Below are 21094 nucleotides of genomic sequence, written 5' to 3'. Positions count from 1 at the left end.
CTCTTCCTTTGAGAGGCCCACCATGGAGATGAACCGTCGCCAGATGCTGGCCCTGGCGGTGGCGGCCGCGACCGCGCCCGTGCTGTCCTCCTGCGCGGACACCAGGCAGCAGAAGCAGGCCGCGGCTCCGGTCAAGTCCGGGGCGCAGCTGATCGACCCCAACCGGCCGGGCAGCGACGCCTGGCCGTTCGAGGCGGCCGAGCAGCTCAACAACTCGCTGACGTGGCCGAAGACGGACGTGGCCGACCCGGCGTCCAAGGTGACGATCACGGTGGCGATGACCACGGACGCGGTCACCGAGGTGCGCAACGCCCAGTTCGACTTCTTCTTCAAGAAGCGCCACCCGAACATCGAGATCAAGCGCGAGTCGTCGCCCTTCGACCAGTTCCTGACCAAGTACATGACGCAGGCCGCCGGCGGCACGCTGCCCGACGTGCTCTACAACCACTACTCCTGGACGCAGAACCTCATCTCCAACCAGGTGCTGCATCCGGTGGACGAGTACATCGCCAAGACGCCCGAGTTCGACATGGACGACATCCCGCAGAGCGGGCTCGGCTACTTCAAACGCGACGGCAAGCTGTACGGCCTGCCCACCGACATGGCGCCCAAGCTGCTCTTCTACAACAAGGACCTGTTCGACAAGGCCGGGATCGACCACCCGGACGAGAGCTGGACGTTCGACAAGCTCTTCGAGACGGCGAAGAAGATGACCAGCGGGTCGGGCGCGGAGAAGATCTACGGCTTCTCCCCCATGCCGACGGCGGCTCCCGACCTCAGCGCCGTCTTCCTGATGCCGTTCGGCGGCCGCTTCCTCGACGCCTCCGAGTCGAAGGTGCTGATCAACGAGCCCAAGGCGAAGGAAGCCATGGGTCGCTGGCTGGACCTGCTGCTCAAGGACAAGGCGGTGCCCAGCCTGGCCGAGCTGCAGCTGCTGGAGAAGGTGGACCCGTTCAAGACCGGGCACGCGGCCATGCTCATCAACGGCGCCTGGCTGATGCTGGAGCTGTCCAAGCAGACGGCGTTCAAGTGGGGCGCCACGCACATCCCCAAGGGCCCGGCCGGCCGCTTCACCCCGGCCGTGGGCAGCGCGCTGGTGATGACGGCCTCCTCGCAGAACAAGGACGCCGCCTGGATCTACATGCACGAGTTCCTGTCGTCCTCCGGCTACAAGTTCCGCCAGATCACCGCGCCCGCCCGGCAGTCCGCCTGGGACGCCAACGCCAAGGCGGTCGGCATCCCCGACGAGACGGCGAAGCTGGTCAAGGAGGTCCTGGCCGACTACGCCTCCGACGACGGCGTGCTGCGGCTGCCGGCCAACAAGAAGGTCGTCGACACGGCCAAGCCCATCTGGGAGCGCGCGATGCTCGGCAAGGTCAGCGTGGACGACGCGCTGAAGGAGATCGCCGACAAGGTCACGCCCGTACTGGCCGAGAACAAGATCGCATGACCGCCGTCAGCGCCCGCAGCACGCTGGCGCGCCGCGAGGCGCGGCGCTTCCACCTGTTCGTCTCGCCGTGGGTGATCGGGTTCGTGCTCTTCAGCGCGGGCCCGATCCTCGGCGCCGTCGTGCTGAGCTTCATGGACTGGAACCTGCTGAAGCCGCCGACGTGGGTGGGTCTCGCCAACTACGAGCGCATGCTCAACGACCCCGAGTTCTGGGAGTCGATCGAGAACACCGTGCAGTACGGCCTCGGCTCGGTGGCGCTCGGCGTGTCGTTCACGTTCCTGCTGGCGCTGCTGCTCAACCAGCCGCTGCGTTTCCAGGGGCTGTTCCGCACCGTGATGTACCTGCCGTCGGTGGTGTCGGGCCTGGCCACGGCGCTGCTGTGGCTGAACATCCTGCACCCCGACTACGGCCTGATCAACAAGGTGCTGGCGTCGGTCGGCATCGAGGGGCCGGGCTGGCTGGCCTCGCAGGAGTGGGCCATCCCCGGGCTCGTGCTGATGAGCGTGTGGGGCGCGGGCAACACGATCGTCATCTACCTGGCCGGGCTGCAGGGCATCCCGAAGACGCTCTACGAGGCCGCCGAGATCGACGGGGCGGGGTGGTGGCGCCGCTTCTGGAGCGTGACCGTGCCGATGATGTCGCCGGTCATCTTCTTCAACGTGGTGACCGGGTTCATCGCGGCGCTGCAGAGCTACGTGCTCATCCTGGTCATGACCGAGGGCGGGCCCGGCAACGCCACGATGGTGCTGGGGCTCTACATCTACCGGCACGCGTTCGTCTACTTCGACATGGGGTACGCGGCCACGCTGTCGTGGGCGATGTTCGTGCTGGTCATCGCCGTGACCGCGATCCAGTTCGGCCTGGCCAGGCGCTGGGTGCACTACGAGTTCAAGTGAGGTCGCCGATGCTCGTCGAGACCGCGGTGAAACCCGCGCGCTCCCCCCGCACGGGCGGCAAGCCCTTGAGCTCGGAGCAGGCCGAACGCGTCAGACGGATCCGGCGCTCCGGCGCGTACATCCTGCTGGCCATCAGCTCGGCGGTGTTCCTGCTGCCGTTCCTGTGGATGGTGACGACCTCGCTCAAGTCGGACGCCGAGAACCTGGCCTTCCCGCCGCAGTGGCTGCCCGACTCCTTCAACTTCGACAACTACGCCAAGGGCTGGTCCGGGTCGCTGCCGTTCACCAGGTTCCTGCTGAACACGATCGTGATCACCGCGCTGTCCATGGTGGGCAACCTCGTCTCGTGCGTCCTGCCGGCGTACGCGTTCGCCCGGCTGCGGGCGCGGGCGGCGGGCTTCATGTTCGCGGCGCTGCTGGCGACCATGATGATCCCGCGCGAGATCACGCTGGTGCCGAAGTTCGTGATGTTCTCCAAGCTCGGCTGGGTCGACACGTATCTGCCGCTCGTCGTGCCGGAGTTCTTCGGCGTCGCGCTCTACATCTTCCTGCTGCGCCAGTTCTTCACCACGATCCCGCAGGAGCTCATCGACGCGGCCCGCATCGACGGGGCCTCGGAGCTGCGCATCCTGTGGAGCGTCATGCTGCCGCTGGCCAAGCCGGCCATCGCGGCGATCTGCCTGTTCTCCTTCGTGGGCAACTGGAACCAGTATCTGGAGAACTCCATCTACCTGCGCTCGATGGAGAAGATCACCCTCGCCCAGGGGCTCGGCATGTTCAACGGTCAGTATGTGACCCAGTACAACCAGATGATGGCCGTCGCGCTAGTGTCGATGCTGCCCATCCTCGTCATCTTTTTCCTGGCGCAGAAGACGTTCATCCGGGGCGTCACGCTCACCGGAATCGCAGGAAGGTAATCCTTGGACTACGAACGCCAGCCGTACAGAAGGTGCGGCCGCAGCGGTCTCCTCCTCCCCGCCGTGTCGCTCGGCCTTTGGCACAACTTCGGCGGGGGTAAATCCCTCGACAGCCAGCGCGCCATCTTCAACAAGGCGCTCGACCTCGGCATCACCCACTTCGACATCGCCGACCGTTACGGCCCGCCGTTCGGCGCCGCCGAGGCGACGTTCAACCGGCTCCTGCCGCGGTCGCTGCGTGACGAGGTGGTCGTCACCACCAAGGGCAGCAACCCCATGTGGGACGGCCCGTACGGCAAGGGCAACTCGCGCAAGCACCTGCTCGCCACGCTCGACCGCTCGCTGGCCCGGCTCGGCCTCGACTTCGTGGACATCTTCTACCTGCACCGCGACGACGAGGAGACGCCGCTGGAGGAGCAGGTCGCCACGCTGGACTACATGGTCCGCACGGGACGCGCTCTCTACGTGGGCGTGTCGAACTTCTCGCCCGAGCGCACGGCGCAGGCCGCCCGGCTGCTGCGCGAGCTGGGCACGCCGCTGCTGATCCACCAGCCGTCGTACTCGCTGCTCAACCGGAAGATCGAGCACGGCCTGCTGGGCGTGCTGGAGCAGGAGGGCGTCGGCTGCGTGGTCTACTCGCCGCTGGCCCAGGGCCTGCTCACCGACCGCTACCTCGACGGCATCCCCGCCGACTCGCGGGCCGCCGAGGCGCGCTTCCTCACCCCTGACCGGGTGACGCCCGAGGTGCTGGCGTTCGTGCGGTCGCTGTCGGAGCTGGCCGCCTCCCGCGGGCAGACGGTGGCGCAGCTCTCCCTGGCCTGGGCGCTCAGAGACCCGCGCGTCACGTCGGTGCTGGTCGGCGCCTCCAGCCCCGAGCAGCTCGAGGCGAACGTGGCCGCCGTCGACCGGCTCGACTTCTCCGACGACGAGCTGGCCGCCATCGACCGCGCCGCCAAGGAGGCCGGTATCGAGGCGTAAGGAGTCGTCTCCCCCGTGAGAGTGAGGGCGCTCGCTCGTCACGGGGATCCGCCGCTGCCCGGGCGACCGGCACGATCGTGACATGATCACCTGGACCGGCCGATGGGCCGTCTGGGCAGCGGCCTCCTGGACGCTGCTCTACGTCGCGTCCAAGATTCACTTCGCCCTCGCCGAGCGCATCGGCGTGACCGGCGGCCCGCGCGTGGCCCCGGAGACCTATCTGGAGTACGGGCCCGGCGAGGTCGCGCGGGCCCAGTGGGCCAACGCCGCCGCGGGCCTGCTCATGGCCGCCGTCGTGCTGGCCTCCCTCATTCCTTTCCGTCGGCCGCTGCCGCGCCGGACGCTGGCGGCGCTGCTGTGGTCGTGCGCGGCGATGGCCGCGGCGGGCGGGATCGGCATGACCGCCGGCGCCCTGTTCGCCGAGCGCGGTGGCGCTCTCTTCGGTGGTTACTGCGCGGTGTGGGCCGTGCTGCTCTGCCTCGCCTCCCTCTCCTTCCATCGACGCCGCCGTTCCATAATGAAACAGCTTTCCCGTTAGCGTGCTATCTTAAGGGGACGGCAGACCCATTAAGGAGTGATTTTTCATGGAATATCGGCAGTTGGGGGCGTCCGGGCTCAAGGTTCCGGCATTGAGCTTCGGCGCCGGCACGTTCGCCGGGAAGGGCGAGCTGTTCGGCGCGTGGGGCGACACCGACGTGGCGCAGGCCCGGCGGCTGGTGGACATCTGCCTCGACGCGGGGGTGACGATGTTCGACACGGCCGACGTCTACTCCGACGGCGCGTCCGAGGAGGTGCTGGGCCAGGCGCTCAAGGGGCGGCGCGACCGGGCGCTCATCTCCACCAAGGCCGGGCTGCCCATGGGCGACGGCCCCGGCGACGCGGGGACCTCCCGGCACCGCCTGATCAAGGCGGTCGACGACGCGCTGCGCCGCCTCGGCACCGGCCACATCGACCTGTTCCAGCTGCACGCCTTCGACGCGGCGACCCCGGTGGAGGAGGTGCTGTCCACGCTCGACGACCTGGTCAGGGCGGGCAAGCTGCGCTACGTGGGCGTCTCCAACTTCTCCGGCTGGCAGCTCATGAAGTCGCTGGCGACCGCCGAACGGTACGGCTACCCGCGCTACGTGGCGCACCAGGTCTACTACTCCCTGGTCGGGCGCGACTACGAGTGGGAGCTGATGCCGCTCGGCCACGACCAGGGCGTCGGCGCGGTGGTGTGGAGCCCGCTCGGCTGGGGCCGCCTCACCGGCCGCATCCGCCGGGGCCGGCCCCTTCCCGAGGGCAGCCGGCTGCACAGGACCGCCGCCTTCGGGCCGCCGGTGGCCGACGAGCTGCTGTACGCGGTGGTGGACGCCCTGGACGAGATCGCTGCGGAGATCGGCAGGTCGGTCCCCCAGGTCGCGCTGAACTGGCTGCTCCGGCGCCCGACCGTCTCCTCGGTCATCGTCGGCGCCCGCGACGAGTCGCAGCTCCAGGAGAACCTGGGGGCGATCGGCTGGGAGCTGACGCCGGACCAGGTGGCCCGGCTGGACGCGGCGAGCGCGACCACGGCGGCGTACCCCTACTTCCCGTACCGGCGTCAGGAGGGTTTCGCCCGGCTCAACCCGCCGATCGCCGGCGGCGTGGAGTTCTGAGCGCCGCCGGCGATCGGCGGAAGGCGGGCACCCCATAAGGTGGGATTCATGGGGGCGCTCAGGGATGGGTGGTACGTCCGAGTGCCTCCGGCGCCGGGCACGGACCGGCCGATGCTCCCCCGCCTGCCGTTCGCCGCGCTGGCCGCGGCGGTCCTGATCTTCAACCTGCTGTTCTACGCCGTGAGCGCCGGGTTCGGGGTGCTCGCCGTCCCGGCCGCCGTCCTGCTCGCCGGACCCTTGCTCATGGCGTGGTACCGGCCGCTGCCCGCCTGGTCGGCCATGGTGGTGGCCATGCCTCTGACCACCGGCCTCGGGCTGGCGCTGCACAGCTCGATCGTGCCGCAGCCGTGGCTGCTCAATCACACGCTGGCCCAGCTCCCCGTCATGTACGTGCTGGCGCTGTCGTCGGCACGGCGCGTGACGATCGTCGCCGTCGCCGTCACGCTCGCGGCCGGGGTCGCCATGAGCGTGCCGCAGGACATGGCGCCGGACCGCTTGTCCAGGGGGCTACTGGCCTGGACACTGGCCCTGCTGCTGGCCGTGGTCCTCGGCCACGCGAGGCGCATGGGGCGGCTGGCCACCTTACGCGTCGCCGACGAGCTCGGGCGGCGCCGGATCCTCGAGGAACGGGCGCGGATCGCCAGGGAACTGCACGACGTGGTGGCCCACCACATGTCGGTGATCGCCGTACAGGCCGCCAGCGCGCCCTACCGGATCGGCGGCGGGGTGAGCGAGGAGGTCGCGGAGGAGTTCGCGGCCATCAACGCGGCCGCCCGCGAGTCCCTGCGCGACATGCGGCACCTGCTCGGCGCGCTGCGGGGCTCGGACGACGGACCGGGGACCGTGCCGCAGCCCGGGCTGGAGGATCTCGGCGCACTGGCCGAATCGGTGCGCCGGGCGGGCGTGCCCGTCCAGCTCGCCGTCTCCGGCCCCGCCCCGTCACTCTCTCCCGTGGAGTCCGTCACCGTCTACCGGATCGTCCAGGAGGCGCTGAGCAACGTCGTACGGCACGCGCCCGGAGCCAGGACCACCGTGTCCGTCCGCGCCGAGGGGGACGCAGTGTCGCTCGCCGTGGACAACGAGCCTCCTCGGCACGTGTCCGGCACGACGCAGCCGGGCTCGCGACTCGGGTTGATCGGGATGCGCGAGCGCGTGGCGGTGCTCGGCGGCGACCTCACGGCGGCGGCGACGGACGAGGGCGGCTTCGCCGTCCGGGCGCGGCTGCCGCGGCGGGCGGCCGGGTGAACCACGAGGTCGCCGCAGGGCGAAGACGAACGTTCCGCGACGTCGCCGAAGGAGGCGCTGGATGATCACGGTGCTGGTCGCCGACGACCAGGCGATGATCAGGGCCGGGTTCGCGGCCCTGATCTCCGCGCAGCCGGACCTGCAGGTGGTGGGAGAGGCCGCGGACGGTCTGGAGGCGGTGACGGCGGCGCGCGATCTGCGACCGGACGTCGTGCTCATGGACGTGCGCATGCCCCACCTCGACGGTCTGGAGGCCACCCGGCGCATCGCCGGAGCGGGCGGCTCGAAGGTGCTCATCCTCACCACCTTCGACATCGACGACTACGTCTACGCCGCGCTGCGTGGCGGGGCCAGCGGCTTCCTGCTCAAGGACGCGCCGCCGGCCGACCTCATCACCGCCGTACGCGTGATCGCCGCCGGCGAGGCGCTGCTCGCGCCGTCCGTCACCCGCAGGCTCATCGAGGAGTTCGCGACCCGGCAGCCCATCGACGAGCGGGAGGCGCTGCGGCTGAACGCGCTGACCCCGCGCGAGCTGGACGTGCTCAGGCTGGTGGCGGCCGGGCTGGCCAACGCCGAGATCGCCGGAGAGCTGACGATCGCGGAGGAGACCGTGAAGTCGCACGTCGGCCGGATCTTCACCAAACTGGGCCTGCGCGATCGGGCACAGGCGGTGATGCTCGCCTACGAGAGCGGTCTGGTCGTACCCGGCAATCCCTCTCCAGCGGCACGCCGGGGCTCGCGACTGCGCTCCTGAGAGGGATCCGCCGCTCCCCACCCCGTCTCTACCGTCACCGGCATGATGAGAGTGGAAGCCGTGGCCGCGATGCTGCGGGCGGGGGCGGCGGTGTCGCTCAGCGAGCCGGAACTGCGGGGGCTGGCCGAGTTCGTCCGGCCGGGCGCGGTCTGCTTCGACATCGGGGCCGCCTACGGGATGTACACCTACCCGCTGGCCAGGCTCGCCGGGCCGGCCGGGCAGGTGCACAGCTTCGAGCCGCTGCCGGTGCCGTACCGGATCCTGGAGGCCGGGCGGCGGGCGAGCGGGGCGCGCAACGTGCGGGTGACCAACGCCGCGCTGAGCTCGTCCACCGGATACCGGCGGCTGCGGCTGCCGTACCGGTTCGGCCTGCCCGTCCACGGCTGGGCGCACCTGGAGGAGGGGTTGAAACATCCCGGCCCCTTCGCCGCCACCAGGACGCTCGAGGTCCCCGTGTACACCGTGGACCGCGTGTGCGAGCTGCGGGAGATCTCCCGCGTCGACTTCATCAAGATGGACGTCGAGGGGTGCGAGACGGAGGTGCTGAAGGGCGCGGAGTGGGCCATCGAGCAGCACCGGCCCGCTCTGCTGCTGGAGATCGAGGACCGCCACCTCGGCAGGTACGGCAGGGACTCCGCCGAGGTGGCGGGCTCACTGATCGCGCGCGGCTACCGCATGCACGTCTGGCACCGGGGCCGCTGGAACCGGGCGGACCGGGTGAGCACGCACCGGCGCAACTACCTGTTCGCCCGCTGAGCCGCGCCGGGTGCGAGGCCGCCGGACGCCCGCTGAAAATTTCACCGCGGCGACGGGCATTCGCGCTGGTGGCCGGAAGGGCGGGGGCGACGCCGTTGCGGCGGCGGATCACCGTGTCGTGCAATTTACGGTGATCCACCCCTCTTCGAGATGGGAGACCTGGTGCGTCACCGACTCGCCGCCCTGTCACTGCTCGCCGCCACCGCCCTGGTGCCCGCCGTGGCCGTGGCCGCACCCGCGCACGCGGACCTGACCCTGCAGAAGGTCTACTCCAGCCTGCCCTACGACATCTGCATCTCGTTCGGCCAGTCCGGCCAGCAGAACGGCCGGTGGAGCACCTGGTGGTGCAGCACCACCCAGCCGCAGAACCCGCAGTACCCCACCTACGACCTGTGGGCGTACGTGAACTGAGGCCGGGCGTCCAGGACCGTGCCGTTCCAGACCAGAGTCGGCGGCTCGGGGGACGAGGGGCGCAGCCAGGCCACCTCCACCCCCGTGCCGACCAGCTCGAAGACGTGGGCGTCCGGGCGCTCCGGCACCTCCACGCGGCGCACGTCCGTCGCGCCCGCCAGCCGCGACGACAGCTCGGCGAACGCGTCCGCGCCGGGATGCCGCACGGACATGGTGCCGCCCTCGAAGGCCATGAGCTGGAATTTGGAGAACATCAGCTGGAGGAGGTTGTACGGATCGGGCGGCGCCGGCATGTCGGGGCCGAGCTGCCAGCAGACGGTCAGCCGGAGGCCGGACGACAGGGCCAGCATGTTCCTGATGACGATGTCGTCGGCGTTGATCCGGTGCCGCTCGGCCTCGAGCTCCGGCGGGCAGCCGGTCATGAACATCTGGAGCGTGGGCGGCAGCTCCGCCATCCGGTCGTAGAGCCGTTTCATGGCGGCGCGCACCGGTTCGGTGGTGAGCCGCCCTTCGTGGAGGTCCTCGACGGTCAGGCGGTGCCACGGCTGCATGCCCCCGGCCTCGATCACCTCCGCCAGGTGCTCGAACACCTCGGGGTACTGCGTCGGCAGCGGCCCGTTGTACTCGCCGGCCACGATCGGTTTGTCCCCCACGGCCGCGCGCAGGTCCTCGATCGCGCGGGGGATCAGGTACGGGTCCCCGTACAGGTGGACGTCGAAGACGTCGTAGGCGTCCCGGCCCTCCTCGATGACCTGGAGGAAGAAGTCCCGTTCGTCGTCGGGCTCGTCCGAGGCGGAGAAGACGCCGGGCGGGCAGCCGCCCAGCACCACGGCGGCGTCCGGGTCGGCGCTCTTGACCGCCTGGTGGAAGGTGGCGAGGTGGGCCACGTAGTCGGCGGCCGTGCCGGCCCAGAACAGGGGGATGCAGGGCTCGTTCTCGCACTGCCAGTAGCGCACGCGGCCCCGGCAGTGCGTCACGAGGGCGCGCAGCGTGGCCGCGTAGGCGGCCGGGTCGAGCGGCGGCGAGGCGGGCAGCAGGTCGGTTGAGCGGGTCGAGCCCCACGGCGAGGCCGCGCCGAGCGTGAACCAGAGCTCGGTGTCGTCGTCGAACTGGCCGAGCACGGCGTCCACCGCCGACCAGTCGTGGCGGCCGGGCTCGGGTTCGAGCTGCGACCAGTAGAAGAACACGCGTACCAGCCCGGCGCCCAGCTCCCTGGCCTGCGGGGCGAACGTGTCGGGCTTTTCGACGAGGCCGTACTGGAGGCCTCGTACCACTCCGAGTCGGATGTCCATGACCTCACGGTCCCCGGCCGGCCTGGCAAAAGGCTGGCAGCACGCTGTCAGTCCGTGCACAGGCGGACGGGGCCGAACAGGCCGGTGCTGCGCTGGCCGGGGAAGACGAAGTGGGTGGGGCTGATCTCGTCCATGAACGGGCCGAGGGTGCCGAGGACCAGGATCTCGATCGTGTTCTCGCCCTCGTCCAGCCGGACGTCGAAGGTGTAGGGGGAGCACACCCGGATCCCGCAGGGCCGGCCGTTCACGGTGGTCTCGGCCGTGCCGCGCACCCTGCCGAGGTCGAGCACGCCGGGCCCGGCGGCGGCGGTGATCGTGGTGCGGTAGCGGACGCCGCCGCTGTAGCCGGACAGGCCGCGTTCCTCCCAGTCGCCGAGCCGCATCCGGCCGGGGCCGCAGGTGAAGCGGACCGGGCCGGTGAGCGACCCGGTGACCTCCAGCTCCGTGCCGTGGATCCGTACGGGACCCGTCGCGTCCACCTCGATGCCGGTCACGCCGGGCGGCGGGTCCAGGAGGAGACGGCCGGGGCCGGGGTATCCGCCCGGGACCGCGAACCCGGCGGGCAGCGCGCTCGCGCGCCCGTCGAGCCAGCCCGCCCCGGGCAGCGGATGCGGCCGCGGCCGCAGGTGGAGCGCGGCGGGGTCGCCCTGCTGGCGCCGCCGTACGCGGGGCCGCGACGGCCAGCCGGGACCGGAGACCGCGAGCCCGTCCACCAGCACCCAGCCGTCCGACTCCACGCTGATCGTGTTGCCGCCCGGCCGGAGCAGGCCGGACACGTCGTAGCGGCGCACCCGGGGGATGTCCGCCTCCTCATACGGGTCGAACCCGCCCTGCCTGCCCGCTTCCGCCCCGTTCACCAGCACCCGGCAGTACGCGGTCGAGGCCACCTGCAGCAGCTCGTACGGCGGTGCGCCGACGTGCACGGTGGTCTCCATGGCCCCGCCGATCCACTCGGGCAGAGCGGCGTCGCGGGGGTCGGCGACCAGGCAGGCGTACGCCCGCAGGTCGAGCTCCTCGTCGGGGACGAACCGCAGCTCCAGGAGGTAGGTGCCGGGCGCGAGCGGCGCGCGCGAGACCGCCGCGTATCCGGAGTCGTCCAGCGGCAGCTCCTCTCCGTCCAGCCAGGCGGTCTTGGCCGCGCCCGCCCCGATCGCCAGCCGGCCGCCCTCGGGCATGTCGGCGGGCATGTCGGCGGGCACGGTGAGCAGGCTGCGGAAGCGGGCCTCCTCCCCCGCCCCGACCGTCCCGAACGCCAGGAACTCCACGGGCACGTGCCCCTTGGGGCCGAGGGTCTCCCGGTGGATCGGGTCCTTGCGCAGCCCGCGCGACGGCGACCACACCGACGGCGTCCACGGCCCGGCCCCGACCCGCTGCTCGCCCCTGGGCTCGAACGTGACGTGCACCGGCTCGCCGTCCGGCGTGCGCAGCGTCCAGCGTTCGACGACGGCGCGGCTGCCGAAGTCCGACCAGGTGTCGTCCAGCGTCGGCACGAGCTCGACGTCCCACTCCTCGCCCAGCTCCACCTCATGCGGGAAGCTCGGGCGCGGCGCCGGGACCCGGGAGGTCCCGTCGAAGATCAGCAGCGCGGCGGGCCCGTCGTCGAAAGGCACGACGACCTCCAGCGCGTCCCCGTCCGTGGTGCACGGCAGCGCCCGGGGCTCCCCGCCGAACGGGCTCGCCAGCAGCGGCGTACCGGAGACGCCGCGCACCTTCACCCGCATCTCGCGGGCGTACCGGGACGGGTCGAAGTCGATGGCCGCGTCCAGCCAGCCCAGTTCGACGCCGCGCTCCTCGGGCCGTCCCACGCCGATCCTGCTGGCCATGGGGAACGCGGCGGTCAGGAACACCAGCGTGGTCTCGCCGATCTCGCGTACCAGCGGCGGCACCGGCGCCTCGACCCGCCGTTCGAGCCCGGCCAGCGCCGCCCCGATCCCTTCGGCGCTCTCCACGGACACGGCCGGGAGCCCGTCGGGGACCGCCCCCACCGCGACCAGCAGCCCCCCGCCGGCGGCGAACTCCTTCAGCCGCGCGGCCACGTCCTCGTCGAGCACGGTCACGGCGGGCAGCACGACGGCCCGGTACGCCTCGGTGGAGACGGCCAGCCGCCCGTCGCGCACGTCCGCGCGCCGCACCGAGTCCTCGTCGATCACGTCGGCGTCGAGGCCGAGCCTGTCGAGCGCTCCCGGCACGGTCGCGAACCACGCCATGTCGCCCACAAGCTCCCGGTAGACCTCCTGCGCCCGCGCGGCCTGCGCGCCGACGCCGTCCAGCCCGGTTCCGGCCTGCGACGTCGCGGTGGGCAGGAGCACCGCGACGTCGCAGGCGTGGCGGCCCAGGGACAGGGCCGCGCACAGGCGGGTCACCGCGTCCGCGAAGACCCGGTGGTGCCGCCAGTAGGGTTGGCGCCAGTCGGTGGACGGCGGCGCCCACTCCCACCAGCCGCGCCGGGTCGTGTAGTAGACGGCGTGCGGGTTGTAAAGGTTGGCACCGGCGCGCAACCAGGGCAGCAGCCAGTCGAAGGTCTCCTCCAGGGTGCCGCCCCAGCCGCTGGAGTGGAACGCCTCGATCCAGGTGCGCGGCCGGCCGTACAGGTGGGCGAGGGAGGAGTGCAGGCGCGCGTCGCCGTGGTGGTCGGAGCCGGGCGCGCCGAACCAGCGATGGGTACGCGCGTAGTCGGCATAGAGCCGGACCCCGTCCACGGGATGCCCGGCGCGGGCCGGGTCCTGCTGGTCGCAGCCGTTGAGCAGGCCGTGGCGCTCGTGCCAGGCGGCCAGCGGCCGGAAGAACGCCTCCTCGGCCAGCTCGGCCCGGGTCTGCTGGTAGGCGTGCCAGTCGGGCGCGTCGAGGGTGAAGGGCCGGCCGCGCCGTGCCGCGTACTCCTCGGCGAACGTCGCCGACCAGGTGGGCACGGTCGGCAGCTCGTCCTGGAACGACCCGGCGATCACCGTGCCGAACCAGTGGCCGACCCGTCGCTCGAACTCGCCGTGCACTCGGTCGAGCAGCACCGCGCATGCCTCGCGGGACAGGTAGTCGAAACCGCGCGTCGAGACCGTCCCGTCGGCGGCCAGCCACTGCCCGGCGAACTCCGGGCGTTCCTGGACGAGACGGGCCTGCAGGTCGGCGCCGGAGAAGCCGAGCTGGTCGTAGAACCACAGGTACGCGCCCAGCTCGCAGGCGTCGGCGCAGACGCCGTCCAGCAGCTTCCACCACGCCTCCGACAGGAACGGCGGGTCGTCGGCATCGGAGCCGAACAGCGGCCCCGACGGCGCCAGGTTGAGGATGACGAGGTTGCGCACTCCCCCGGCGACGAGCCGCTCCATCTGCCAGCGCAGCCGGTCGCGGCGCAGCGGCTCGCCGCTCCACCACCAGATGGCCGCCGGGGAGAACTCCCGTGGCGGCTCGCGGAGCACGTCGAAGACGGTCATCCCTTGAGCCCGCTGGAGAAGCCCTTGATGACGTAACGCTGCAGCACCAGGAAGACCAGCACGATCGGCAGCGCCCCGAGGACGAGCCCGGCGAAGACGAGGCCGTGGTCGGAGACGTACTGGCCGACGAAGGCGAAGACGCTGACCGGGACCGTCTCGAACCCGGAGCCGCCCAGGTAGAGCAGCGGGGTGAAGAAGTCGTTCCAGATGAAGACGGCGTTGAGGATCAGCACGGTGCCGGTGATGGGCCGCAGCAGCGGGAAGACCACCCGGGTGAACGCCGTCAGGTGGGAGGCGCCGTCGATCTGGGCGGCGCTGGCGTACTCGCGGGGCAGCGCGCGGATGAAGCCGGTGTAGAGGAAGACCGTGAAGGGCAGCTGGATGCCGGTGTAGAAGAGGATCATCCCGGCGTGCGTGCCGATCAGCCCCAGATCGGTCACCAGCTCGTAGAGCGGGATCATGCCGAGCTGGAACGGCAGCACGATGCCCAGCAGGAAGAGGATGTACAGGCCGTAGCCGAGCCTGCTGTGCACGCGGGCCAGGAAGTAGGAGGCGAACGAGCCGAGCGCGATCAGCAGGACCAGGCTGGCCACGGTGATCACCGTGCTGTTGACCAGCGACGGGCCGAGCGCGGCGGCCGACCACGCCTTGCCGAAGTTGTCCAGCGTGGGCGGGTCGGGCAGCGCCAGCGGCGTCTGGGAGATCTGCGCCGGGTCCTTCAGCGACAGCGAGATCAGCGTGTAGACGGGGAACAGGAACGCCACCGCCGCCGCGATCATCACGATCTCCAGCAGGAACGTCCTTCTCATGCGGACACCTCCCGGTTGCGCAGGTAGTAGACCTGGACGAGGGAGACGGCCGCCACGAACAGGGCGAGCACCAGCGCGATCGCGGTGCTGTAGCCGAACTTGCCGAACACGAACGCCTGCTTGTAGAGCACCGTGGACAGGGTCTCCGTGGCGTAGCCGGGGCCGCCGTTGGTGGCGGCGAAGATCTGGTCGAAGAGCTTGAGCCCGCCGATCGTGGAGAGCATGAGGTTGATCGTCACGGCGGGGGCCAGCAGCGGCCAGGTGACGTAGCGGAAGCGCTGGAAGGTGCCCGCCCCGTCGATCATGGCCGCCTCGTGCAGCTCCTTCGGCACGCCTTCGAGCCCGGCCAGGAAGATGACCATGGAGTATCCGGCGTACTGCCACACGACCATGCCGGCGATCGACCACAGCGCCACCGACGGGTCGCCCAGCCAGTCCACGCTCAGGCCGAGCAGCCCGTTCAGGCCCGCCGACGGGTCGGGGTTGTAGACGTACTTCCACAGGAACGCCACCATGACCGGGCTGACGACCACCGGCGCGAAGAAGATCACCCGTAGTAGCGCCCGGCTCTTCAGCTTGGCGTTGACGCCCAGGGCCAGCAGCAGGCCGACCCCGTTCTGGACGGCCACGATGGCCACGGTGAGCAGCAGCGTGTTGCCGATCGAGCCCATGGCCTGCTCGTCGCCCAGGAGCGCGCCGAAGTTGGCCAGGCCGACGAAGGACATGTCCTGGCCGATGCCGCTCCAGTCCGTGAAGGCGTACACCACGCCGGCCGCGGCCGGGTAGAGCACGACCAGCGCGTAGACGACGAGGGCGGGCGCGGCGAACAGCCAGGACGGCGAGTTGGCGCTGAAGCGCCGCCTGCGCCGCGAGACGGCCGAGCGCCGCTGGACAGTCAGGGAAGTCACTTCTTGTACGCCTCGTCCATCTTCTTCAGTGCCTCGTCGATGGTCGACTTGCCGGCCAGCAGCTCCTGGATCACCGCGAAGTGCACCGGCTGCACCTCGGCGTTGGGCCAGCGCTGGTCCATGAACGGCACCGCCCGGTCCTTGGTGAACGGCAGGAACGACTGGACGGCCGGGTCGATGGTCGAGGAGGAGTCCTGGGTGAGCGGGATGGCGGCGATGGCCTTGGCCCAGGCGTTGATGCTCTCCTGCTTGCCGAGGAAGTCGATGAACGCCTTGGCCTCCTCGACGTGCTGGCCCTTGGCGCTGGCGCCGAGGCCGACGACCACGCCGGCGGGGATCCACACCTGGTTGGCGTCGTCCGCGCCCGGCACGGGGAACATCGACAGGTCGTCGGGCGAGGAGGCCGCCTTGCGGAAGTCGGGCAGCACGGCCGACACCTGGATCGCCATGCCGGCCTTGCCGGTGGCCACCATGGAGATCTGCTGCTCGAACGTGGTGCCGTTCGGCTTGTCATTGAAGAAGCCGCGCTTCTGCAGCTCCAGGTACATCTCCATGGCCTGGCGCCAGCCCGACTGGGCGAAGGAGGTCTGCCCGGCGAGCTGCTTGTCGTCGAACGTCGGGTCCTTGGCGTAGACGGTGGAGGGCACCAGCGCGTACGTGATGAGCTGCGTGACCCACGGCGTCTGCGCGCCCAGTGCGATCGGCGTGATGCCGGCCTTCTTCAGCTTGTCGCAGACCGCGAGGAACTCCGTCCACGTGGTGGGCGGCGCCTCCACGCCGGCCTTCTCGAACGCCTTCTTGTTGTAGACGGCGCCGATGACCGACGAGCCGGCGGAGTAGATGTAGGTCTTGCCGTCGAGCTGGAAGGCGGGCTTGAACCCGGCGGGGATCGTCTGCGTCCACGCCTGGGAGGACAGGTCGGCCAGCAGCCCGGCCTTGGCGATCTGGCTCATGGACATCGCGCTGCCGTTGCCCGGGTAGACCACGTGCAGGTCGGGGGCGTTGCCCGCGCCGAGCTGGGTGCGGACCGAGGTCTGCACCTGGTCGGTGGGGGCGAAGGAGGCGGTGAGCCGCACCTCCGGCTTCACCTTCTGGTAGGCGGCGAGCAGCGCGTCCATCGGCGCCTTCTGGTCGGCCACGCCGAGGAACTTCAGGTCGACCCCGGCGGCGGCGGTCCCTCCGCCCGTGGTGGCGGTGGTCTCGGGCTTGGTCGAGCAGGCGGTGGCGGCCGCGGCCACGGCGAGGCCACCCATCATGCGGAAGAACTGGACCCGGCTCAGTCGGGCGTCACGCAGATCGGTCATGTCATGTCTCCTCGCCCGGCACTGGGGGGGCCGATACGAACGTTTTAATGACGGGCCTGTTAAGTTAACAGCCGATTTTGTTAAAAATGAGGGATGTCGGGAGAGTACGAGTCGCCCGAGAAGAGTGTCAAGAGTAGGATCCGCAACCGTCCAGGCAAGGGTGAGGGCTCAGGGTGAATTCGCGGCAGCACACCTCCGGCAAGTCCGCTCGGTGGCGGGACATGGCCGAGCACATCGTGCGGCGTGGCTCGGCCACGGTGACGGAGCTCGCGGAGAGCTTCGACGTCAGCGTGATGACCGTACACCGCGACCTCGACGAGCTGGAGCGCCAGGGCATGGTGCGCAAGGTTCGCGGCGGCGCCACCGCCCAGGCCTCCAACGTCTGGGAGAGCAACATCGCCTACCGACTCACGGCGCACACCGCGGAGAAGGACGCGATCGCCAGGGTGGTGGCCGGGCTCATCGAGCCGGGCAGCTCCGTGATGCTCGACGACTCCACGACGGCCCTGGCCGTGGCCCGCCACCTGGGCGAGCTCGCGCCGCTGACCGTGCTGACGAACTTCCTCGAGGCGATCAGGCTGCTCGCGGCCACCCCCGACATCCGGCTCATCGCGCTCGGCGGTGAGTACCATGCCACACACGACTCTTTCCTCGGACTGGGCTGCGTGGACGCGGTCGAGGCGGTCAGCACGGACGTGGTCGTGGTCTCCACCTCCGCGGTCTCCGACCAGTACGCCTTCCACCAGGAGCAGGAGATCGTGCTGGTCAAGCGGGCGATGCTGGGCTCGGGCACCCGCCGGATCCTGGCCGTGGACGGCTCGAAGCTGGCCAGGGTGGCGCTGCACCGGGTCGCGCCCCTCGACGACTTCGACGTCATCGTGGTCGACGCCAACGCCCCCGCCGAGATGCTGCAGCGCCTGCGCGACCGGCACCGGCGGGTCGAGGTCGCCCAGTTGTAACACGTTTGTGTGTGATTTTTAACTTCAGTCTTGTTACAAGCTTGCCTGCTTGCTACAAAGTGAGGGCTTTCGCCCCCCATCTGAGGAAGCAGCATGCACACGCGCCGTTCGTTCCTCGGTCTGAGCGCATTAGCCCTGGCGTTCAGCACCGACCTCGCCGACCCGTGGACCGCAGCCGCCACGGTGAGCGGCGACTACCCCTTCCAGCTCGGCGTCGCCTCCGGCGATCCGCTGCCCGACCGGGTGATCCTCTGGACCCGGCTGGCGGTCAGGCCGCTCGAACCGCTGGGCGGGCTGCCGTACAACAAGATCAAGGTCGAGTGGGAGATCGCCGAGGACGAGGCGTTCACCCGGCGCGCGGGGTACGGCTCCACGTGGGCCACCCCCGAGTACGGCCACTCGGTCCACGTGGACGCGAAGGGGCTGCGCCCCGGCCGCGACTACTTCTACCGCTTCCGCACCGGCGGCCAGCTCAGCCCGGTCGGCAGGACCAGGACGGCGCCCGCGCCGCGCAGCAGCCCCGAGTCGCTGCATCTGGCCTTCGCCTCGTGCGCGTCGTGGCAGGACGGCTACTACGCCGCCTACCGCCACCTCGCCGAGGAGCGTCCCGACGTCGTCTTCCACCTCGGGGACTACATCTACGAGTACGGCATCGTGCCTTCCGGCGGGAACCGCAACACCCCGGTGCCCGAGCAGTTCCGGGTGCAGTGCGACACGCTCGACCGCTACCGCGTCCAGTACGGCCTCTACAAGAGCGACCCCGACCTGCAGGCCGCGCACCAGGCGGCGCCGTGGATCGTCACCTGGGACGACCACGAGGTGCTCGACAACTGGGCGGGCCGCTTCGGCCCCGGCGGCGAGGTGTCCGAGCAGGACTACCTGGTGATCCGCGCCAACGCCTTCCGCGCGTACTGGGAGAACATGCCCATCAGGGTGCCCGCCGTGCAGGGGCCCGACGCCCGGATCTACCGCAGGTTCTCCTTCGGCGACCTGGCCGAGTTCAACGTGCTGGACACCCGGCAGTACCGCGACGACCAGGTCTGCGGTGACGGGCAGCAGATCGACTGCGCCGAGCGGCTCGACCCGGCCCGCCAGATGCTCGGGGCCGAGCAGGAGAAGTGGCTGCTCGACGGCCTGGGCGAGTCCCGCGCCAAGTGGAACGTGCTGGCCCAGCAGATCGCCATGATCCAGCTCGACTACGACGCCGGGCCCGCGCAGAAGCTCAGCATGGATCTCTGGGACGGCTACAAGGCCGCCAAGGACCGCGTGCTGAACGGCATGGTGGAGCGGCAGGTCAGCAACCCCGTCGTGCTGACCGGCGACATCCACTACAACCTGGCCGGGGAGCTCAAGGCGAACTTCGACGACCCCTCCTCGCAGACTGTCGGCGTGGAGTTCGTCGGGACCTCCGTCAGCAGCGGCGGCAACGGCAACCCGAACACCGGCCTGCCGGCCGGCGGCGTCGACCCGGTCAACCCGCATCTCCGCTTCTCCAGCTACCAGCGCGGCTACGTCTCCTGCGAGGTCACCAGGAGCCAGTGGCGGGCGGACTTCAAGGTGGTGCCGTACGTGGACCGGCCCGGCGCGCCGGTCTCCACCAGGGCCAGCCTCGTGACCCTCGACGGCGTGCCCGGCCTGCACGCGCTCTGACAGGAAGGACCGATCATGCGACTCCTCACCGCCGCGCTGGCCGCCACCGCCGTCGTCCTGACCGCCCCGGCCGCCGCCTATGCACAGGATCCCTCCGAGCCCCCGTCGAACCCGTCGCTCACCGTCAAATCGGGCGCCTCCAAGGGCACCGGCAGGCTGACCCCCATCGCGGGCGCCGACCGGGTCGTGGCCCCGCTCGGCGTGGACCCGGCCTGCCCGGCCAAGCTCGAGATCGGCATGCGCAGCGACGCCAGGAAGCCGTCGTACGCGACCATGTCCGTCGAGGTGACAGCGCCGCTGTCCGCCTCCCGCTCGATGCTGACCAGCTACCTGCCGCCCGGCTACGAGCTCGGCGCGAAGCTGCTGATCGCCGTGCCACCCACCACGCCACAGGGTGAGTACGCGCTGCGCCTCAAGACGCCGGACCGCACCCTGTCGGTCCCCGTCCAGGTCGTCACCCTGGACCAGCTCGACAACGGCGGCAATCTCGCCCTGCGCCGTCCCGTCACCGCCTCGTCCCAGCACACCAACGCGAACTACCCGCCGTGCAGCATCGCCGACGGCGATGCCGGCTCGAACGGCTGGGCCGGGGGCAACGGCTGGAACGACGCCACGGCCAGGGCCTGGCCGGACACGGTGTCGATCGCGCTGGGCGGCCCCAAGCAGATCTCCCGCGTCGACCTCTACACCCTGAACACCGAGCGCTACCCGTCCTCGAGCGTCGGGCTGCGCGACTGGGACGTCCAGGCGGGGCTGAACGGCCAGTGGCAGACGGTCGCGCAGGTCCGCGGCAACACCGCGGGCAGCGTGCGCTCGGACTTCGCCGCTGTGACGGCGGACGCGGTCCGCATCGTCGCCCTGGCCTCGAACGGCGCCAACGACTACACCCGCATCACGGAGGTGGAGGTCCGCTAGGCCAGGAGACGGAGCGGCTAGCCCAGGAGACGGAGCCGCTAGGCCAGGAGACGGAGCCGCCGGCTCACAGGGACGCGCCGCCGCACATCACCAGGTGCTGGCCGGTGACCGCGCCCCCTTCCGGGCCGAGGAGGAAGGCCGTCAGTCCCGCGACCTCCTCGGCTCTGATGAACCGGCCCAGCGGCGGAACCCGTGGCGGCGTGGCGGCACGTCCGGGATCCCGCAGCATGGGGGTGTCCGTCGGGCCGGGGGCGACCACGTTGACGGTGATGCCACGCGGGGCCAGTTCCATGGCCCAGGAACGGGACAAGCCCACGAGCGCGGCCTTGGTCGCCGCGTACTGGCTCTTGCCCACCGCGCCCGCCATCGTGCGGCTTCCGATCAGCACGACGCGGCCACCTGGGCGGATCGCGCCGGCGAGGGCGTTCACCAGGACGGTCGCGGCCTCGACGTGGACGCGCCACATGAGGGCGCCGTCCTGTGCCGAGAGGCGTCCGAGCGGTGCGGAGCGTTGCAGACCCGCCGCGTGAACGACGGCGTCGACGGTGCCCACCGCGGCCGATGCGCCGGCCAACTGGTCGAGGTCGGTCAGGTCGGCCTGGATCCACGAGTAGGCCGGGCTGTCCTGGCGGTGCTCCGGAGGGCGGGTACGGCTCATCCCGGTGACTTTCCAGCCCTCGCGGAGCAGGCGTGCGGCGATGGCCTGGCCGATGCCGGAGCTGGCCCCGGTCACCACCGCGTGCTGCGGCTGCTCCGCGGTGTGCCGGTCTGGCGTGGTGCCCGTCGACACG

The 21094-nt window shown here is 70.8% G+C and carries 19 protein-coding genes; 13 read left to right on the top strand and 6 right to left on the bottom strand.

The genetic code is table 11. From position 1 onward, the window contains the following. Positions 1 to 28 precede the first annotated feature (28 nt). From ABZX61_RS17805 to ABZX61_RS17760, 10 genes are all read left to right on the top strand, one after another. Positions 29 to 1450 (top strand): sugar ABC transporter substrate-binding protein, encoded by a 1422-nt coding sequence (locus ABZX61_RS17805; protein ID WP_355195674.1) that lies wholly within the window; start codon positions 29 to 31, stop codon positions 1448 to 1450. Beyond that, positions 1447 to 2346 carry a sugar ABC transporter permease gene (locus tag ABZX61_RS17800; protein ID WP_350727704.1) on the top strand — a complete coding sequence of 300 codons (900 nt, stop codon included), beginning with the start codon at positions 1447 to 1449 and terminating at the stop codon, positions 2344 to 2346. Before ABZX61_RS17805 ends, ABZX61_RS17800 begins: the two co-directional genes overlap by 4 nt. Before the next feature lie 8 nt (positions 2347 to 2354). Further along, entirely contained in the window at positions 2355 to 3263 is a 909-nt protein-coding gene (locus ABZX61_RS17795; protein ID WP_355195671.1) for a carbohydrate ABC transporter permease, read from the top strand. A gap of 3 nt (positions 3264 to 3266) precedes the next feature. Beyond that, positions 3267 to 4241, top strand: a complete 975-nt coding sequence (locus ABZX61_RS17790; RefSeq protein WP_355195669.1) for an aldo/keto reductase — start codon at positions 3267 to 3269, stop codon at positions 4239 to 4241. An 82-nt stretch (positions 4242 to 4323) separates the two neighbouring features. After that, on the top strand, positions 4324 to 4779 hold the full coding sequence (locus tag ABZX61_RS17785) for a hypothetical protein (RefSeq protein WP_355195667.1): 456 nt from the start codon (positions 4324 to 4326) through the stop codon (positions 4777 to 4779). A 46-nt stretch (positions 4780 to 4825) separates the two neighbouring features. Beyond that, entirely contained in the window at positions 4826 to 5875 is a 1050-nt protein-coding gene (locus ABZX61_RS17780) for an aldo/keto reductase (protein ID WP_355195665.1), read from the top strand. A 48-nt stretch (positions 5876 to 5923) separates the two neighbouring features. Then, the gene (locus ABZX61_RS17775; protein WP_355195663.1) at positions 5924 to 7120 is read left to right on the top strand and encodes a histidine kinase; all 1197 of its coding nucleotides are present in this window, start codon (positions 5924 to 5926) and stop codon (positions 7118 to 7120) included. A 61-nt stretch (positions 7121 to 7181) separates the two neighbouring features. Continuing rightward, positions 7182 to 7874, top strand: a complete 693-nt coding sequence (locus ABZX61_RS17770; RefSeq protein WP_355195661.1) for a response regulator transcription factor — start codon at positions 7182 to 7184, stop codon at positions 7872 to 7874. A gap of 42 nt (positions 7875 to 7916) precedes the next feature. Then, positions 7917 to 8630, top strand: a complete 714-nt coding sequence (locus tag ABZX61_RS17765; protein ID WP_355195659.1) for an FkbM family methyltransferase — start codon at positions 7917 to 7919, stop codon at positions 8628 to 8630. A 162-nt stretch (positions 8631 to 8792) separates the two neighbouring features. Beyond that, complete coding sequence (locus ABZX61_RS17760; protein WP_355195657.1) at positions 8793 to 9041, top strand: hypothetical protein; 249 nt, start codon at positions 8793 to 8795, stop codon at positions 9039 to 9041. Here the strand turns inward: ABZX61_RS17760 and ABZX61_RS17755 are convergent. Genes ABZX61_RS17755 through ABZX61_RS17735 form a run of 5 tightly spaced genes read right to left on the bottom strand, consistent with a single transcriptional unit; the run spans position 9014 to position 16779 of the window. Next, positions 9014 to 10333, bottom strand: coding sequence for a hypothetical protein (locus ABZX61_RS17755; RefSeq protein WP_355195655.1), 1320 nt, complete (start codon positions 10331 to 10333; stop codon positions 9014 to 9016). The two genes, ABZX61_RS17760 and ABZX61_RS17755, sit on opposite strands and share 28 nt — an antisense overlap. 47 nt (positions 10334 to 10380) lie before the next feature. Continuing rightward, the gene (locus ABZX61_RS17750) at positions 10381 to 13758 is read right to left on the bottom strand and encodes a hypothetical protein (RefSeq protein ID WP_355195653.1); all 3378 of its coding nucleotides are present in this window, start codon (positions 13756 to 13758) and stop codon (positions 10381 to 10383) included. After that, positions 13755 to 14567, bottom strand: coding sequence for a carbohydrate ABC transporter permease (locus ABZX61_RS17745; RefSeq protein WP_350727693.1), 813 nt, complete (start codon positions 14565 to 14567; stop codon positions 13755 to 13757). The genes ABZX61_RS17750 and ABZX61_RS17745 overlap by 4 nt, the downstream gene beginning before the upstream one ends. Then, entirely contained in the window at positions 14564 to 15475 is a 912-nt protein-coding gene (locus ABZX61_RS17740) for a sugar ABC transporter permease (protein WP_192792926.1), read from the bottom strand. Before ABZX61_RS17740 ends, ABZX61_RS17745 begins: the two co-directional genes overlap by 4 nt. Then, positions 15472 to 16779: an extracellular solute-binding protein gene (locus ABZX61_RS17735; RefSeq protein ID WP_350727692.1), complete on the bottom strand. Its 1308-nt coding sequence runs from the start codon at positions 16777 to 16779 to the stop codon at positions 15472 to 15474. The genes ABZX61_RS17740 and ABZX61_RS17735 overlap by 4 nt, the downstream gene beginning before the upstream one ends. A gap of 173 nt (positions 16780 to 16952) precedes the next feature. On the opposite strand from ABZX61_RS17735, the gene ABZX61_RS17730 reads away from it, so the two are divergent. From ABZX61_RS17730 to ABZX61_RS17720, 3 genes are all read left to right on the top strand, one after another. After that, entirely contained in the window at positions 16953 to 17738 is a 786-nt protein-coding gene (locus tag ABZX61_RS17730) for a DeoR/GlpR family DNA-binding transcription regulator (protein ID WP_350727691.1), read from the top strand. A 93-nt stretch (positions 17739 to 17831) separates the two neighbouring features. After that, positions 17832 to 19388, top strand: coding sequence for an alkaline phosphatase D family protein (locus ABZX61_RS17725; protein ID WP_355195650.1), 1557 nt, complete (start codon positions 17832 to 17834; stop codon positions 19386 to 19388). A 15-nt stretch (positions 19389 to 19403) separates the two neighbouring features. Beyond that, the gene (locus ABZX61_RS17720; protein ID WP_355195648.1) at positions 19404 to 20303 is read left to right on the top strand and encodes a discoidin domain-containing protein; all 900 of its coding nucleotides are present in this window, start codon (positions 19404 to 19406) and stop codon (positions 20301 to 20303) included. A 64-nt stretch (positions 20304 to 20367) separates the two neighbouring features. Here the strand turns inward: ABZX61_RS17720 and ABZX61_RS17715 are convergent, their stop codons facing one another. Continuing rightward, positions 20368 to 21093: an SDR family oxidoreductase gene (locus ABZX61_RS17715; RefSeq protein ID WP_350727688.1), complete on the bottom strand. Its 726-nt coding sequence runs from the start codon at positions 21091 to 21093 to the stop codon at positions 20368 to 20370. Between the last annotated feature and the right edge of the window lies 1 nt (position 21094).

The sequence above is a fragment of the Nonomuraea sp. NPDC003709 genome (genome assembly GCF_040610775.1).
Classification (GTDB): Bacteria; Actinomycetota; Actinomycetes; order Streptosporangiales; family Streptosporangiaceae; genus Nonomuraea; species Nonomuraea angiospora_A.
This window is presented reverse-complemented; position numbering and strand designations above follow the sequence as displayed.